Source organism: Luteimonas terrae, from assembly GCF_031457535.1.
Classification (GTDB): domain Bacteria; phylum Pseudomonadota; class Gammaproteobacteria; order Xanthomonadales; family Xanthomonadaceae; genus Luteimonas; species Luteimonas terrae_A.
The window spans coordinates 258,580-273,841 of record NZ_JAVDWO010000005.1 but is presented as its reverse complement, the minus strand read 5'-3'; the positions used below and the strand labels follow the sequence as shown (position 1 = coordinate 273,841).

The following is a 15,262-nucleotide window of genomic DNA, read 5'->3' as shown; positions in this document are numbered from 1 at the left end:
GCCTGTCTCCAGATGGCTGGAGCGCATGCGATCACTGCCGCCAGAAGTCCTCGATCAGATGGCGCTGACGCCATGAAAACGTGGGGAAACCTTAGAACCTGGCACCGTTATCGTCGGCCCGCGCAAGCCTGCCAAGTGACCAAACCCCGTCTAGAGAAATTCAAACCGGTGTATGCGAACCTGACCACGTTAGTTGCGGCACTGAACAAGCTGTGATCAGAAACGGACAAAATACCGACTTCGATTTGATCCGGCTTTGCACTTCATGCTGCTCCTGAATATTCAAAAGTCACAATCTAATCAATCGTTTCAGGCCAGTGCAATATCGACCCGCAAATTCGGATCTCGAATGATCGCCACCACCTCATCCACCCTGACGCCTACTGCGCGGCGTTGTGCAGCCTGACCAAACAATTGAGCAGTCTTTCCCGCAAGTGCGTCTTGCAGAGGATACGGCATGACTTATGGTAGTCGGCTCAAAAGCCCATGCGCTATTACCAGGACGTGACACAACTGCCGCGCAGCCCAACTCGAGAGCGAATTCGACCTCACATTCGCCACCACCTCGCTCGCGACACATCTCAAGCGCAGCGTTCTCCGCAGCTCGCTCGGACTGCCCATAAACAAAGCCCGTGCGAGAGTTTGTCGTGCTGCCCGCAAAAGCGATCCAGGGACCCGATGCATCACCCCACATTGGAGACTCCGGCCCAACCGCCGGAGCGTGGCTACCAGACCGACGCGAGTCGCTTTGTTCCGCGGACGACGCTCCCGGAAGAGCGAAAATAACTGCCGCGATCGTCCAAGCCAATCCAGATCCAAACCAATTCATTGCTTCTTGCCTCGTTCCATCAAAGAGTCAGAAGAACTTACAACTCGATTAACCAGATTCCTGACCGCTCTCACTTCTAACGGAAACCCCATTCGCCTTATACATACCCTGCGTGATATCCAATTTCTGACCAGACGCATTACGGCCAACAGTGCCGAAGCTCGACTTCGCAGCAAACTGAGCCAGTGTTCCGTTGAAGAACATAGCAGCAGTAGGCGGCGCCATCACCATCAGCACCGACATGATCGATCCAACACCGCCCTGCTGACAGCGGCGGATCCAAGCCGCCGCTGAACGCGGGCATTACGCCCGTGGCCGACAACATGGTCGACAGAGTATAGGCTGCGAGCATCGCCGCAGCGGACAGCGCCACCACCTCTGTGGCGATCGCGACCATCCCGGCGAGGAGCATCGTACCGATGCCATAGAGCAACCAGCGCTTGAAGAGGTCCTGGGTCTGAGGTTTCCCCACGTTTTCATCTGGAACGGGGTCAGGTTCTAAGGTTTCCCCACGTTTTCATCGCGTCAGCGCCATCTGATCGAGGCAGCCGGCGGTAGTGATCGCATGCGGTCCAGCGTAAGCTGGAGCCGGATTAATTACCTCCGTCCCCTTTGGCTCGGAGGGCTGCCTTCGTGCCAAGTCTAATTTGGTTCCGGTAGGAGACGGATTAATTACCGCCACCCTCTTTTGGATTTCTTTGGATTTTAGTCGGAAATCAGAACGCAAAAATCTCACCCATAATAAGCTATTCGCTCTGATCCAGCCATACTTCTAAAATCATGAACCCCCCCTCACCCTCATCACCCGCATCTTCATCCACCGGGGGCGACATATAGGATGGAGCTGTAAAAACCGCGCGCGCAAATGCGTCCAAAAACCGATTCCAGAGCGAGCTACTCTCGAAAGAATAGAGCTTGGAGCTTATGGAGCGCGAAATCGGCTTAACAGCACTGGGGAACCGAGCCAAGGGTGAAGCATGCGAGTATCTAAATATTATATCGTGAACCAATTGCGACCAATCATCGCCACAGACGCCACCTGTTGATGGCGAAGTGCAGGCCTGCCCAACTGCGCCAGCGCTTCGCTTCGCCATTCCCAACATAGCTTGACCAAGATGCACTACAGAACCGCCCGTAGCTGTTCGAGAACTTGGCCATAATAGGTTATAAGGCAATCCTTGGATCTTATTATTAGGAATAATTAAGTAGCGGGCGAATTTTTCAAGCCCGATTGCAGGCACTGACGGCGCCGCAAGAATATAACTACTTTTGGTCGGGTTTAGTAGATCCCCGCCGCTGGACGTCCTAACTTCCAATGTCCCACTTGACATCTCAAGCAGGTTTCTCTCCTTCCAGCTTGAACTTAAGCGCTGACAGGCGTCCAACTGATTCACGCAGGCGGCGCATTTCGCCTGCACCAGCAGCGCCGATTTATATCTGCTTAATCCATTAAAAGTAATGTTGACGACCAATAACAAGTCAGCCAACTCAACCCATCTGGAAGCAGAGTCTTTTGGATCGCGGGCTTTAGGGTATTGGTCAACCCAGGTAGACGTAACACGCAGATTAGCTAGCGTCGAATCGTCCAAATTCGCCACCAACCACCTAGCAAGATAGTTAATCCTGCTCGAAGAATGTAACGACCTTAAATGCCAGCGCTCTCTTTGGCTGCTTGGATTCGAAACTGCCCCCCGAGCGCCCCAAAGACGCTCAATACTCGACCAAAGACGCCAAGAAAAAACCGGCCAATTTTTCATAGAAATTTTTCGATTTAAAATCGTTCTTACCCATTAATTCTAGCCGAATTGACTAGATAGCCAAAACTTGATTAAAACGGCTCAAAATCAGGCATTTGATTACCAACTCACGCATGACGAACGGCCCCTGAAACACCCGCGTGAACCATGCTTGCAACGTCGCCGCGATTTCGCCAAAACGCATCACTCAACATTCTAAGGAAAGCTCGGTTATCTACGTTCACTCTCTGGCCGGTCATGAGCCGCACAACTTTCGAAAACAACCGCCGCAGAAGCCCAAATATAATATGACCTCTTAAATATCTAATCACCACTTCATACGGCTGCAAAAGAGAAAGCTGAGCTCTTACCGCTTCGTGATTGCGCCCCAACTCTCTCACAGCCGTACGGACAGATTCCTTCCAATCAGCGCACATCGTCAGGCCAGGCTTATTTCCAAAAATAACATCGCAATGAGACGGAACAAGCGCATTGGGCTCCCCAGCCAAACGAGTAACTACGTCATAGACAACCGTATCATAATAAGTCTCGCCGTGATCCCGAAGATGCGAAATTAATGCGTCAACTGCCTCACCTCCGGCCTCACTCCTCCCACAATACTCTGATGCAACGATGTCTAAAACCTCATCGAGCGCAGGTAGATTCTCGATCGAGTAGCAGGGTAGATAATACACGGAAGGATGCGATATTTTTCCTCCGATAAAGTCGTCAAGATCAGAATCCATCACAACGGCATAGCCAGTAGCGCCCCCTACAAGCCTCCCCGCAAGTTCAGAAACGTTAATTTTTCCGTAGGCAGGTTCACACCTAATCTCAAGCTCTCCAACTAAAGGGCTAAAGAAGGAAACGTCATCAACACCTTCGACGTAAAGGATCACCTGCCTAACGAACTTCGACTTAACCGACTTCCCCGCATTAGTTCGTTGAAACTCGAGCGCAGCCATCAGCCCCCCTAGCGATGTCGATTATTTTCTCCGGATAGGGCCCTGCGATGTCAGGCGAGTGCGTAGCGACGATGAACTGCATATCACCACCTAGCGCGACCAGGCTTGGTATTAATTTCTCCTGCCACGTTACGTGAAGCGACAGCTCGGGCTCGTCGGCCATATATATCGAGGGGACCGCCTCCCTTACCAACGCCTGCAGTAGGAGAATCATGATTTGTTTCTCACCGGAGGAAAGAGAGGAAGGCTTATGAATACCCCGCTCATCAACCGTGTCTCGTATTAATAGATCACCCGAAGGCCCGACTTCGACTCTCTTGGACCGCAGAAACGAATTCGCAACTTCAACGAACTTGAATATAGGCCTAAATATCTCGTTACGACGAACCTCCAGGTTCTTTGCCAGCTCGGTTAGTGACTTCGTTCTACTCATAAGCGGGAGCATAAGAACTTCTCTCACGGTAAAACCGTGAGAATTACCTTTCTCTTTCAACTTCGATACGGTCTTTTCAGCCTCACTGAAATGCTCGTCGATCTTCTTTCTGGTAGACGGAGACAGAAGGTCCGCCGCAGAGAAAGCCTGGACCAACTGAGCTTTGTCGTCGTCCGTTAGCCTTTGTTTTTGCAACTTCGAGACTACAAATGAATCATGATGCTTGTCGAAAAGCATAAGAGTAAGAATACTTCTCTCGAAGTCTTTATATTCTTTTGCCATCAAGTTATCCAAGCCAAGCCTAAATTTCGCAAGCTCACCCAAAAGGTCCGTCAATCTATGATCAACAGACTCAATGGGTCTACCTCTATTGCTTGAGTACCGTTCATCAGGCTCTTCATCTGCGATGGGAAGTCGCCTTGCAACGGGAAGCCAAACAATATTTACAAGCTTATTGAGCTCCTCGAGTACTGATCTTTTACCTTCGAGAACTCGCTGGCGAATAACGCGCGGCCCATACCTTTCAATTGCATACGCATCAAAGGGGATTGAGAATTTCCTCCCCGAGATGTAATAGTTTATCCTTCTCGATTCAGGCACCACTCTGATTGTTCGAACCGAATTATTATCGAACGAAGCGAGGCGAATGGCTATTTGAGCGAAAGGCACGTCCATGAGGCCGAAGACATCGGCCTGCAGAGTGCATCTGATAAGACTCAGGATGGTGGTTTTTCCAGACGCATTTTCGCCAATAATAATATTGACGGCAGGATCAAATGGAACATCAATAGTCCCTTCTCGACCCCAGAGACCTTCAATTTCGACGCGCGATATGTAAGAAGGCTTTTGCTCTACTTCCGTTTCAGTCATTTGACCCCTCGCTAGTGCATGGATAACTTACGTACGGGTGGGATCACATATTCCGCCGACATTCCCCATCCACGTCATATAGCGCACAACCGACCTGCCCCAGGCTATGCGTCTTCACCGCTTCCATCAGCGCTTCGAACACATTGCCTCGTTCGCGCGCCGCGTTCTGAAGATACGCGAGGTTTTCGGTTTCTGAAGCGTCTGCGCGAAGAGCGCCCTCACCCCGGCCCTCTCCCAGGGGGAGAGGGGGAAGTGCAACCGCGTTGCGGCCTTCCTGCCAGTTGCGGACGTTCTCGATCTGCTGGCCTTTCTCTTCCTCGGTGCTGCGGATCAGTTCGATCTCGGTGGCGATCTCGCCGGTGTGTTCCTTGGGCAGGAACATGTTCACGCCCACCTGGGACAACGAGCAGTCGTGCTTCTTGTGCTCGTAGTACGTGGACTCTTCCTGGATCTTGCCGCGTGCAGGGTGTCCGTAGCACCCTGCACGCCGCCGCGATCACTGACGGCATCCCAGGCGGCGTCATTGCGCCTTCTGCTTCGATGAGACGCGATCCCGGAGCGCGAGACGCTCAGGCGACAGTGCGCCACTGCGATAGGCCAGCTCGACCATCTCTTCGAAGAAGTCGACCTTCGCGGCAGTGCTCAATCCGATCCAGTCCAGCAGTTGGGTCCGCTCAGCATCTTCGAACGTGAAGCCGGCCGGATCAGTCGCGTGCATGGCGCGCGCTCGTTTCTGCATCGAGGATCTGCCGGAGTTTGCCAATGTCTTCAAGGTCGCGGGGCCGACCTGCGCGCTGCTTCATTTCGATGAGGTGCGGGATGGACGCCACCCGCACCGGCAGCCCGTCGAGATCCTTGGTGACGGCCTGCTGCAACAAGTGCTCGAACGCGATGGGCTCGTCGATGAAGACATCGACCGAGCGCAGCGGGTTGGCGGGGTCCCACAGCGGGAAGACCAGCATGTTGCGGGTCTCGCGCCACTCGGCGCGCTTGGCTGGATCGGCGAAGTCGTCGAGTGTCACCGGCAGACGGGGCCGCAGGCCGATACCGGACAGCGAGGCCATGCCCCGCCGCGCGTTATCGGGCGACAGGCCGATGGCCAGGTCGAGGTCGGCCGTGGCCCGCAGGTAGCCGTGCATGATCACAGCCAGGCCACCCACCACGACATAGTCGACCTCGGCATCGGCCAGCGTCTTGAAGATCTCGCGGAGGTTGAAGGCCATCGTGGTGGACCGGCGGGCGGCTACATGTTGCGGCGGTATTCGCCGCCCACATCATAGAGCGCGTGGCTGATCTGGCCGAGGCTGTGGGTTTTCACGGCTTCCATCAGGGCTTCGAAGACGTTGCGGCGTTCGCGGGCGGCGGTTTGGAGGTAGGTGAGGTTTTCGGTTTCTGACGCGTCTGCGCGAAGAGCGCCCTCACCCCGGCCCTCTCCCAGGGGGAGAGGGGGAAGGACGACGGCATTGCGGCCTTCCTGCCAGTTGCGGACGTTCTCGATCTGCTGGCCCTTCTCTTCCTCGGTGCTGCGGATCAGTTCGATCTCGGTGGCGATCTCGCCGGCGTGTTCCTTGGGCAGGAACATGTTCACGCCCACCAGGGGCAAGGAGCCGTCGTGCTTCTTGTGCTCGTAGTACATGGACTCTTCCTGGATCTTGCCGCGCTGGTACATGGTGTCCATGGCGCCCAGCACGCCGCCGCGCTCGCTGATGGCTTCGAACTCCTTGTAGACGGCCTCTTCCACGATGTCGGTGAGGTAGTCGACGGCGAAGCTGCCCTGCCAGGGGTTCTCGATGAAGTTGAGCCCCATTTCCTTGTTGATGATCATCTGGATGGCGACGGCGCGGCGCACGCTTTCTTCCGTCGGCGTGGTGATGGCTTCGTCGTAGGCGTTGGTGTGCAGGCTGTTGCAGTTGTCGAACAGCGCGTAGAGCGCCTGCAGTGTGGTGCGGATGTCGTTGAACTGGATCTCCTGCGCATGCAGGGACCGGCCGCTGGTCTGGATGTGGTACTTCATCATCTGGCTGCGCTCGTTGGCGCCGTAGCGCTCACGCATGGCGCGTGCCCAGATGCGGCGGGCGACGCGGCCGATGACGGTGTATTCCGGGTCCATGCCGTTGGAGAAGAAGAACGACAGGTTGGGCGCGAAGTCGTCCACGCGCATGCCGCGCGCGAGGTAGTACTCGACGATGGTGAAGCCGTTGCTCAGGGTGAAGGCGAGCTGGCTGATCGGGTTCGCGCCGGCTTCGGCGATGTGATAGCCGGAGATGCTGACCGAGTAGAAATTACGGACCTTGCGGTCCACGAAGTACTGCTGGATGTCGCCCATCATCCGCAGCGCGAACTCGGTGCTGAAGATGCAGGTGTTCTGGGCCTGGTCTTCTTTGAGGATGTCGGCCTGCACGGTGCCGCGCACGGTGGCGAGCGTGCGTGCCTTGATCTCGGCGTAGGTGCCCGCGTCCACCATCTGGTCGCCGGAGGCGCCCAGCAGTCCGAGGCCCAGACCGTCATTGGTGGGCGGCAGGTCGCCGTGGTAGCGGGGGCGCTCGCGGCCTTCGAAGAGTTTGGCAAGTTTGGCTTCGGCCTCGTTCCAGCGCGCGTCGTCTGCCTTGAGGTACTTCTCCACCTGCTGGTCGATGGCGCAGTTCATGAACATCGCCAGGATCATCGGCGCGGGGCCGTTGATGGTCATCGACACCGACGTGGTGGGCGCGCACAGGTCGAAGCCGGAATAGAGCTTCTTCATGTCGTCGAGCGTGGGGATGTTGACGCCCGAGTTGCCGATCTTGCCGTAGATGTCCGGGCGCGGCGCCGGGTCTTCGCCGTACAGGGTGACGCTGTCGAAGGCGGTGGACAGGCGCGCGGCCGGCTGGCCGACGGACAGGTAATGGAAGCGGCGGTTGGTGCGCTCGGGCGTGCCCTCGCCCGCGAACATGCGGATCGGGTCTTCGCCGGTGCGGCGGTACGGGTACACGCCGCCGGTGTAGGGATAGCTGCCCGGCAGGTTTTCCTTGCCGAGGAAAGTCAGCAGCTCGCCCCAGGACTTGTAGGTGGGCGCGGCGATCTTGGGGATCTTCTGGTGGCTCAGCGAGTCGCGGTAGTTGTCGACCTTGATCGACTTGTCGCGCACCTGGTACTCGGTGAATTCGTCGGTGATGGATTTCAGGCGCTGCGGCCATTCGCGCAGGAGCTTGAGGGATTCGCTGCTGAGGGTCTGGATGGCGTCGTTGTAGCGCTGGCGCAGGGTGAGGAGGGAGCGGTCGACTCGTTCGTCATTCCCGCGAACGCGGGAATCCAAGGACGTTGCGCTTCCACTGCCTGAACGTCCATGGGCCCCCGCCTCCGCGGGGGTGACGGTGTTGGGGTCAGGCGCGATGCCGGCCTGGACCGGGTCGGCGGGGACTGCGGGGGATGGGCTATCGACGACGGTGGCAAGAGCGCCCTCACCCGCGCCTGCGGCGCGACCTCTCCCGCTTGCGGGAGAGGTGTTCATTCCCTGCTCGGGCGCGATGTCGTCGGAGTGATAGAGATCGAGGGCCTTGGGCAGCTGCGGGTCTTCGAGTTCCTGCAGCGCCTGCCACATGGCCTGGGCGCGGTCGGCGGCTTCGGCCTGGCGCTCGATGTCGGTGTTGATGCGGCGGCCCTGCTCGGCGATCTCGGCGAGGTAACGCACGCGCGCACCGGGGATCAGCACGGTGGCGCGCGGTTCCTTCAGCGAGGTGTCGAGGCGAGGCTGGAAATCGCAACCCACCGCTGTTGTAGGAGCGGCCTTGGCCGCGATGCCCTTGGCATCACCGGTGGAAGCCCCGGTCGCGGCCGAGGCCGCTCCTACACCGGTCTTCTCGCGCAGCAGGCGGCACAGGTTGTCGAACATCCAGGTCACGCCGGGATCGTTGAACTGGCTGGCGATGGTGGGATACACCGGCACGTCGGCATCGGCGGTCTGGAACGCGACGCGGTTGCGCTTCCACTGCTTGCGGATGTCGCGCAGGGCGTCCTCGGCGCCGCGCTTGTCGTATTTGTTGAGCACGATCAGCTCGGCGTAGTCGATCATGTCGATCTTCTCGAGCTGGCTGGCCGCGCCGTAGTCGCTGGTCATCACGTACATCGGGAAATCGACGAGATCGACGATCTCAGAATCCGACTGGCCGATACCGGCGGTTTCCACGATCACCAGGTCGTAGGCGAGGCTCTTGAGGAAGCCGATGCAGTCCTTGAGCACCGCGTTGGTGGCGACGTTCTGGCGGCGGGTGGCCATCGAGCGCATGTAGACGCGATGGCTGCGCAGCGAGTTCATGCGGATGCGATCGCCCAGCAGCGCGCCACCGCTGCGGCGACGCGTGGGATCGACCGAGATCACCGCGATGCGCATCTGCGGGAAGCTGGCGAGGAAGCGGTTGAGCAGTTCGTCGGTGACCGAGGACTTGCCAGCGCCGCCGGTGCCGGTGATGCCGATGACGGGTGTGGTCAGGGGCGGCTCGGCACTGGGGGCCAGGGATTTGGGGGAACGGCTTGCCCAGCCCTTGCGCATGAGGGTGAGTTCGGACTCGGAATAGACGCCGTCCTCGAGCGCGCTGAGGACCCGGCCGATGCCGATTTCGTCTTCGATGTCGGGTGTCTGCTCCAGCGCATCGCGACCCCCGGCCGCCGCATCCCGGGCGCCGCCTGCGCGGCTCACCACGTCTTCGATCATCTCCACCAGGCCCATCTTCATGCCGTCGTTGGGGTGGTAGATGCGCTCGACGCCGTAGCCCTGCAGCTCGCGGATTTCCTCGGGGGTGATCGTGCCGCCACCGCCGCCGAACACGCGGATATGGCCGGCGCCCTTCTCTTTCAGCATGTCGACCATGTACTTGAAGTACTCGACATGACCGCCCTGATAGCTCGACAGCGCGATGGCGTCGGCGTCTTCCTGCAGCGCGGCGCGCACCACGTCTTCGACGCTGCGGTTGTGGCCGAGGTGGATGACTTCCGCGCCCTGCGACTGGATGAGGCGACGCATGATGTTGATGGCGGCGTCGTGGCCATCGAACAGGCTGGCGGCAGTGACGAAGCGCAGCGGCGAGGCGTCGAACTGGGCGGCGGTGGCGGTGGAATCGATCTGGCTGGCCGGCGTGCTCATGGCGCGCTCCTGCGGGGACAAAAGATGCGTCGATTGTAGCGGTGGGCGCGTAGCTGTTTCGGATGAAAATATGCTGCGGTGCGGCAGATTTCGGGTTCGCGGGTGTGGGTTTGGTTGTGTCGAGGCGGAGAGCGAAGTCGCTGGGCCCCGGCGTGCGCCGGGGCGACGGCTTCGTTCGATCGATGCGCGACCTGGACGTTACCGAGCGCGGTGCGGTCAAAGTTGAAGATCACAATGGGCCCCAGCGTGCGCTGGGGCGACGGCGGGAAATCGGCAGCGTACTTCCGTCATCCCAGCGGCTTTCAACAGACGTATGTCTGGATCAAGCTGGAAAAGCTCTTCAACAGCCGAACGGCTTGTCATCCATTTTGATTTTCGTCACTTCGCTCGACGAAAGATTGGAAGCGAAGGCCTATGAGCCCCGTCGCCCCGGCGGAGGCCGGGGCCCAGCGACTTCCGCACGGACGTCGAGCGCTGACGCCACCCTTGCCTTCCCTCGACACCATCGCGCGCAGCATCCAACCCCACACAGCAGCCCCGCCGCTCATGACCCCACTCGACAAGCCCCTCAAGCGCGAAGTCCGCATCGGCGAACACGCCTATTCGCTGACCATCGACCCCGACGGCCTGATGCTGGTCCCCAAGGGCAAGCGCAAGGGCCTCGAACTGCGCTGGACCGATCTGGTCAGCGGGGATGCGGCACTGGCGACGGCGTTGCAGGCATCGCTTGAAACGCCTTGAGGAGCGCTACGCGGATGCGGCAAGCGATCGCGCGCGAGCGCGCTCCTACAGGTCGGACCTGTTGGTCGACCGATCCGCGCCTTCTTTGTAGGAGCGCGCTCGCGCGCGAAGCTGTTGCGCGGCGGGGTATCACTGCGGGTTCCGGTCCAGGCCGCGCAGCGGCAGGTGGCGAACGGCAGAGCCATGCCGATGGCGTGCGGGCAGCGCATGCGTCACGCGATGCGGCAGAGCGGTCGCGCGCGAGCGCGCTCCTACAGGGCGGACCTGTTGTGCCGTCTTTGTAGGAGCGCGCTCGCGCGCGAATCAACACACCCCGAACGGCAGCGCGCCGGTGGAGACCACGCGCTGGCCGACGGTGTCGCCCTGCAGGAAGGCGATCGCATCGGCGACGACGGCGGCATCGTTGGCGATGCGGTGATGGCCCAGGCCGGTGGTGCTGAGCAGGTGCGCCTGGGGCCAGTAGCGCGCGTAGCGTTCGCCTTCGGCCCAGGGCACGTCACGGTCTTCGAGGTCGTGCACCACCAGCGCCGGGCGGGCGATGCGCGGGGCGGTGGAGTGGGCCTGCAGGTCGGCGACGGACTGGGCGGTCACGGCTTCGTAGTCGTCGAAGATCCGCCGGGTCAGGTGCTGGGCCAGGCCGATGACGCCGGCGAAGCGACGGGCGGCGTCGACGGGATCGGCGGCGGGTGCCAGCAGGATCGCCCGCTCGGCCTGCAGGCCACGGCTGAGCGCGATGGCCACGGCCGCGCCGCCCAGCGAATGTCCGATCACGCCCGCGAGCGGGCCCAGGTGCGCGGCCACGGCCTGCACGCCCGCGACGAACATCGGCAGGTTGGCGCGACGGCCGCTGCTGCGGCCATGCGCCGTCTGGTCGAACGCGACGACCGCATAGCCGGCGCGCTGCAGCGGCGCCACCCACGGCAGGAAACGCAGGCCGTAACTGGACCAGCCGTGGGCCAGCAGCACGCAGGGTTGGGTGTCCGGATCGCCCCAGGTGTAAACGGTCAGCTGCTCGCGACCGAGCGGCAGGCGATGGATGCGCGCGCTGTTGACGTCCACATTGCGGGCCCGCTCGCGCGAGGCCGACATGGGCGTGCCGAACAGATCGAACGCGCGGTGCAGCGTGCCCGTCGGGGCCAGCCAGCTGCCCAACCGGAAGCGCCAGCGCAGCAGCGCGAGCCCGGCATGTTTTCGAACGGTCGTGCTATTTGAGGACGCGGCGGCGGAGGCCATGGCGGGTTCCAGGGATCAGGCGGTGGGAGACGGGTTCGACGCGGACCCGGACGCGGGCCCCGTGCCCGCGCCATAAGACGCGAGCAACCGGTCCAGCGAACGCAGCGCGAGCTGGCGCGCGTGGTCGGGGTCGTACAGGCGGGCGGTGTGCAGCCCTTCGGTGATGGCGAAGATCTCGAAGGCGAGCAGCATGGGATCGGTCGACGGGGCCAGCTCGCCGGCGTCGACGCACATACCGACGGCCTTCGCCAACTGCTGGCGCCAGTGCTGCAGCCAGCGCACGGTGCGCTCGCGCAGCGCGCCCGGACGTGCGTCGTATTCGTTGGCCGCGCCGAGCATCACGCAGCCGTCGGGGTTGTCCAGCACCCACTGGAACCAGCCCTCGGCGATCGCGCGCAGGCGCGGCAGGCCGCGCGGCCGGGCCAGCGCCGGCGCCACGACGACCTCTGCGAAGCGTTCCGCGGTCCAGTCGAGCACGCTGAGCTGCAGGTCCTCGCGCGAGCCAAAATGGGCGAACACCCCGCTCTTGGACATGCCGGCGGCACCGGCCAGATCGCCGATCGACAGGCCTTCCAGCCCCTGGCGCGAGGCGATGGCGTAGGCGCGCTCGACGATCATCTCGCGGGTCGCGCTGCCTTTGCTGGTGGCGGGCACAGGGGTCATGCCGGGATAAATAGCACGAACGTTCGTATTTTCAAATCCGGCCGTTCGGGCCTTATGGAAGGTCTGAACAATTCCGCGTTTGGCCGTCATTCCCGCGAAGGCGGGAATCCAGCGTCTTTGGTTTTCAAAGGCTTGAAGTCACTGGATCCCCGCCTGACCGGACATGCGTCCGTTGAAAGCCGCGGGGATGACGGCAGTTATTCAGAGCCTCCTTAGTCCGCCCCGCAGGCCGGCGTGGCCCATTCGGGCTCCCTGCATGCGCCTCCGCCATCACCCCGCGTCGCACCCGACGGGTGCTTTCAGCGCCTCGCACAGGCGCGGTCGTGGAACCGGGACTTGGGTGATGGCTGCAACCGGTACCGCATTCGCCGCTGCAGTGAGGCTGGCCGGACGTCAGGCTCAACGCCCCGACGGGGTATCCAGTGCCTCGCGCAGGCGCAGGCGACAGTCCTCCAGTCCGGATTCCGGGCGGTGAATCCGCACCTTCCTCGTCGCCCCGGCGCAGGCCGGGGCCCAGCGACTTCGCTTCCAGATCGAGACATCGAGACAACTCACCCCCGCCCCACCGGATCCAAAGCCTCCCTCAACCGCGCCCGGCAATCCGCCAAGCCCGATTCCGAGCGGTGAATCCGCACTGGCGCGGTGGTGCTGCGCTCGCCGAGAATCCGACACAGCGTGGCCTGCAGCGTCGCTGCGTCGTCGTCGAAGCCGCCATGGCTCGTCGCCGCGCTGCCATCCGCGGCATGCGCGGGATCGCCCTGCACCGGTGCCTGGATCCAGTCCAGCTTGCCGGTCGCCAGCAGGTCGCGGATGGCGCCGTTGGATTCGATGAAGCGCGCCATGCCCAGCAGCGGTGTGCCGTTGCGATGCTCGCGGCGCACCCAGCTGCGGGCGCGCTCTTCGAAGGCGTGGGCGACGAGGTACAGCAGCGACTTGTTGTAGACGCGGGCGCAGTGGTCGTCCTGTTCGGCGCGGTCGCTCAGGGTGAACAGGCCGGCGTGCGCGATCTGCCCGGCGGCCAGCGCGGGCGCGAAGCTCTGCTCGAACAACGCCATCGTCATCGCCGGCGCCCACAGATTGAGGCTGGCGATGCGCTGGCCGATGCCCTGCATGCTGGCGGCCGGGCCCGTGGACACGAGTCCGTCGGCGGTGATCAGCTGCGCCAGCGGTGCGAGCAGGATCGAACCGGCGCTGTGGCCGACGAGATGCAGTTCGACGTCCGGATCGGCCTGCATCCATTCGCCGAGCAGGCGCGCGACCTGCGCGGCGCCGCCGGCTTCGGTGAGCTGGTCGCCGTTGCGGACGACGGCGGTCGTCGCGAGCAGCGCGTTCTCCTTCATCTCGTTCCACATCGCCTTGCCGCCCAGCGCGCGCGCCAGCGGTTCGATGGTGTCGTCGATGCGATCGAGCAGCACGCCCTTGGCCGTGTCCATCAGGCCTTCCGTGCGCGGGCGCACGGCGTCGCGCAGGATGTTGCCGAGCGTGCTCCAGAAATCGGTCTTCCACACGAAGCACAGCGGGTAGATCTGCTGCGGCAGCATCAGCTCGCGCAGATCGGCGACACGCTGGATCGCGGCCTGTTCCGGCACAAGTCCGCCGTGGGCGTAGAGCATCACGCGCTTTTTCGGCCAGTCGCGGGTGATGCGTGGCAGGTCTTCGCGGATGAGATTGCGCACCGCGTCCTGGCCGGTGCCGAAGCGCCCGCTGGTGCGCAGGCGGCCGTCGTTGCCGAGGCTGACGATGTGCGGGCGCAGGTCGGCCTGCGAGTAGCCGTTCGATTGGCGCGCCAATGCCGAATTGCTGGCGGCCACGGCCTGCACGCGCTGCAGGCGCACCGGCACGGCGAGCCGCGCCACCCAGACATCTGTACCGCGCTGCAGCCATTCGTCGTAGCTGATCCAGCCGAAGCCGCGCTTGCCCCAGCCCGTGCCCCAGGAGTTCTGGATCCAGAATCCATCGCGGTCGTAGCCGACGATGGCGAACGCGTGGTAGCCCGCGATCGGCTGTTCAGTCCATTCGATGACGCCCGACGTCGGCGGCGCCATCCAGTCGGCGTGCACGGCGGCCGAGGCGTAGAGCACGCCCACTTCGGCGAACGCGGCGTGCATCGCCACCAGATCCTTGTGGTTGACGCGGTAGTAGGCGCCCAGCGGATGTTCCTGCGCGGCGCGCGCGCGTTCCTCGGTGTAAACCTCGTGCAGCGGGTCGGTGGTCTCGGGCCAGCAGTCCTCGGCGCAGACGCCGTGGCGGTGCCAGCCCTTCATCGCGCCGCGGCAGCTGGAGCCGTCGTAGTCCTCGCCTTCCCACTCGTCGTAGCGGCGGGCCATGTCGTAGAGCATGCGTGTGCTCATGCGCTCGGTGACCGGGTCGGGCCGTCGGCGGCGTAGCAGGGTATGCGCGACGGTCGCCAGGCCGTAGGCGGTGCAGGCGCCCTCCTCGCCCTGGTCGAGCACCGGCACGCGCAACGCGATGAAGCGCGAGAGCGGCATTTCGCTGGGCACGTCGACCAGGGTGGGTTCGAACATGCGGTCGCGGAAATCCGCGGTGTCGGGGCGTGCGTCGAGCAGCCGCTGGGTGGTCGCCTTGCGCGCAACGCGGCGCGTGGTCTTTCGGGTCGCCATGAAGCCTCCGTGGTGCGCATATCGAACGCGCCCGGGCCTGCCGGGCGGACAA

Annotated in this window: 13 protein-coding genes and 1 pseudogene; 2 read left to right on the top strand and 12 right to left on the bottom strand. The window is 62.0% G+C overall.

Features of this window, described 5'->3' with window-relative positions; genetic code table 11:
* The coding region (locus tag J2W68_RS08220) for a hypothetical protein (protein WP_310234462.1) at nt 1-216 on the top strand (216 nt) is incomplete at its 5' end.
* 148 nt (nt 217-364) lie between these two features.
* On the opposite strand, the gene J2W68_RS18015 is transcribed toward J2W68_RS08220, so the two are convergent.
* The 9 genes and pseudogenes from J2W68_RS18015 to J2W68_RS08175 form a co-directional block, all read right to left on the bottom strand.
* A complete protein-coding gene (locus J2W68_RS18015; RefSeq protein ID WP_430539686.1) occupies nt 365-694 on the bottom strand; it encodes a DUF4189 domain-containing protein in 330 nt (109 codons plus the stop codon).
* A gap of 183 nt (nt 695-877) precedes the next feature.
* On the bottom strand, nt 878-1,072 hold the full coding sequence (locus tag J2W68_RS08210; RefSeq protein ID WP_310234458.1) for a hypothetical protein: 195 nt from the start codon (nt 1,070-1,072) through the stop codon (nt 878-880).
* 503 nt (nt 1,073-1,575) lie between these two features.
* Nucleotides 1,576-2,418 (bottom strand): hypothetical protein, encoded by an 843-nt coding sequence (locus J2W68_RS08205; RefSeq protein ID WP_310234457.1) that lies wholly within the window; start codon nt 2,416-2,418, stop codon nt 1,576-1,578.
* 275 nt (nt 2,419-2,693) lie between these two features.
* The gene (locus J2W68_RS08200) at nt 2,694-3,464 is read right to left on the bottom strand and encodes a DUF4435 domain-containing protein (RefSeq protein WP_310234454.1); all 771 of its coding nucleotides are present in this window, start codon (nt 3,462-3,464) and stop codon (nt 2,694-2,696) included.
* Between the two features lie 37 nt (nt 3,465-3,501).
* The gene (locus J2W68_RS08195) at nt 3,502-4,833 is read right to left on the bottom strand and encodes an AAA family ATPase (RefSeq protein WP_310234452.1); all 1,332 of its coding nucleotides are present in this window, start codon (nt 4,831-4,833) and stop codon (nt 3,502-3,504) included.
* Between the two features lie 43 nt (nt 4,834-4,876).
* Nucleotides 4,877-5,346, bottom strand: a pseudogene (locus J2W68_RS08190) (methylmalonyl-CoA mutase family protein); the annotation flags it as partial.
* 7 nt (nt 5,347-5,353) lie between these two features.
* Nucleotides 5,354-5,551, bottom strand: coding sequence for a hypothetical protein (locus tag J2W68_RS08185; protein ID WP_310234450.1), 198 nt, complete (start codon nt 5,549-5,551; stop codon nt 5,354-5,356).
* Nucleotides 5,538-6,056, bottom strand: coding sequence for a hypothetical protein (locus J2W68_RS08180; protein ID WP_310234448.1), 519 nt, complete (start codon nt 6,054-6,056; stop codon nt 5,538-5,540). The genes J2W68_RS08185 and J2W68_RS08180 overlap by 14 nt, the downstream gene beginning before the upstream one ends.
* Before the next feature lie 20 nt (nt 6,057-6,076).
* Nucleotides 6,077-9,952, bottom strand: a complete 3,876-nt coding sequence (locus J2W68_RS08175; protein WP_310234446.1) for a methylmalonyl-CoA mutase family protein — start codon at nt 9,950-9,952, stop codon at nt 6,077-6,079.
* A 546-nt stretch (nt 9,953-10,498) separates the two neighbouring features.
* Here J2W68_RS08175 and J2W68_RS08170 point away from each other — a divergent pair.
* Nucleotides 10,499-10,693 (top strand): hypothetical protein, encoded by a 195-nt coding sequence (locus J2W68_RS08170; protein ID WP_310234444.1) that lies wholly within the window; start codon nt 10,499-10,501, stop codon nt 10,691-10,693.
* Nucleotides 10,694-10,996: 303 nt separating this feature from the next.
* Here J2W68_RS08170 and J2W68_RS08165 read toward each other — a convergent pair whose 3' ends face one another.
* From J2W68_RS08165 to J2W68_RS08155, 3 genes are all read right to left on the bottom strand, one after another.
* Complete coding sequence (locus J2W68_RS08165; RefSeq protein WP_310234442.1) at nt 10,997-11,926, bottom strand: alpha/beta hydrolase; 930 nt, start codon at nt 11,924-11,926, stop codon at nt 10,997-10,999.
* A 15-nt stretch (nt 11,927-11,941) separates the two neighbouring features.
* Nucleotides 11,942-12,679, bottom strand: coding sequence for a TetR/AcrR family transcriptional regulator (locus J2W68_RS08160; protein WP_310234439.1), 738 nt, complete (start codon nt 12,677-12,679; stop codon nt 11,942-11,944).
* A 461-nt stretch (nt 12,680-13,140) separates the two neighbouring features.
* Nucleotides 13,141-15,210 carry a C1 family peptidase gene (locus tag J2W68_RS08155; RefSeq protein ID WP_310234438.1) on the bottom strand — a complete coding sequence of 690 codons (2,070 nt, stop codon included), beginning with the start codon at nt 15,208-15,210 and terminating at the stop codon, nt 13,141-13,143.
* Nucleotides 15,211-15,262: the final 52 nt, after the last annotated feature.

Excerpts from the sequence above, each read along its gene's own strand:
- J2W68_RS18015 (WP_430539686.1), bottom strand. The coding sequence starts at position 694 with ATGTGGGGTGATGCATCGGGTCCCTGGATCGCTTTTGCGGGCAGCACG.
- J2W68_RS08210 (WP_310234458.1), bottom strand. The coding sequence starts at position 1,072 with ATGTCGGTGCTGATGGTGATGGCGCCGCCTACTGCTGCTATGTTCTTC.
- J2W68_RS08195 (WP_310234452.1), bottom strand. The coding sequence starts at position 4,833 with ATGACTGAAACGGAAGTAGAGCAAAAGCCTTCTTACATATCGCGCGTC.
- J2W68_RS08185 (WP_310234450.1), bottom strand. The coding sequence starts at position 5,551 with ATGCACGCGACTGATCCGGCCGGCTTCACGTTCGAAGATGCTGAGCGG.
- J2W68_RS08180 (WP_310234448.1), bottom strand. The coding sequence starts at position 6,056 with ATGGCCTTCAACCTCCGCGAGATCTTCAAGACGCTGGCCGATGCCGAG.
- J2W68_RS08175 (WP_310234446.1), bottom strand. The coding sequence starts at position 9,952 with ATGAGCACGCCGGCCAGCCAGATCGATTCCACCGCCACCGCCGCCCAG.
- J2W68_RS08170 (WP_310234444.1), top strand. The coding sequence starts at position 10,499 with ATGACCCCACTCGACAAGCCCCTCAAGCGCGAAGTCCGCATCGGCGAA.
- J2W68_RS08165 (WP_310234442.1), bottom strand. The coding sequence starts at position 11,926 with ATGGCCTCCGCCGCCGCGTCCTCAAATAGCACGACCGTTCGAAAACAT.
- J2W68_RS08160 (WP_310234439.1), bottom strand. The coding sequence starts at position 12,679 with ATGACGGCCAAACGCGGAATTGTTCAGACCTTCCATAAGGCCCGAACG.
- J2W68_RS08155 (WP_310234438.1), bottom strand. The coding sequence starts at position 15,210 with ATGGCGACCCGAAAGACCACGCGCCGCGTTGCGCGCAAGGCGACCACC.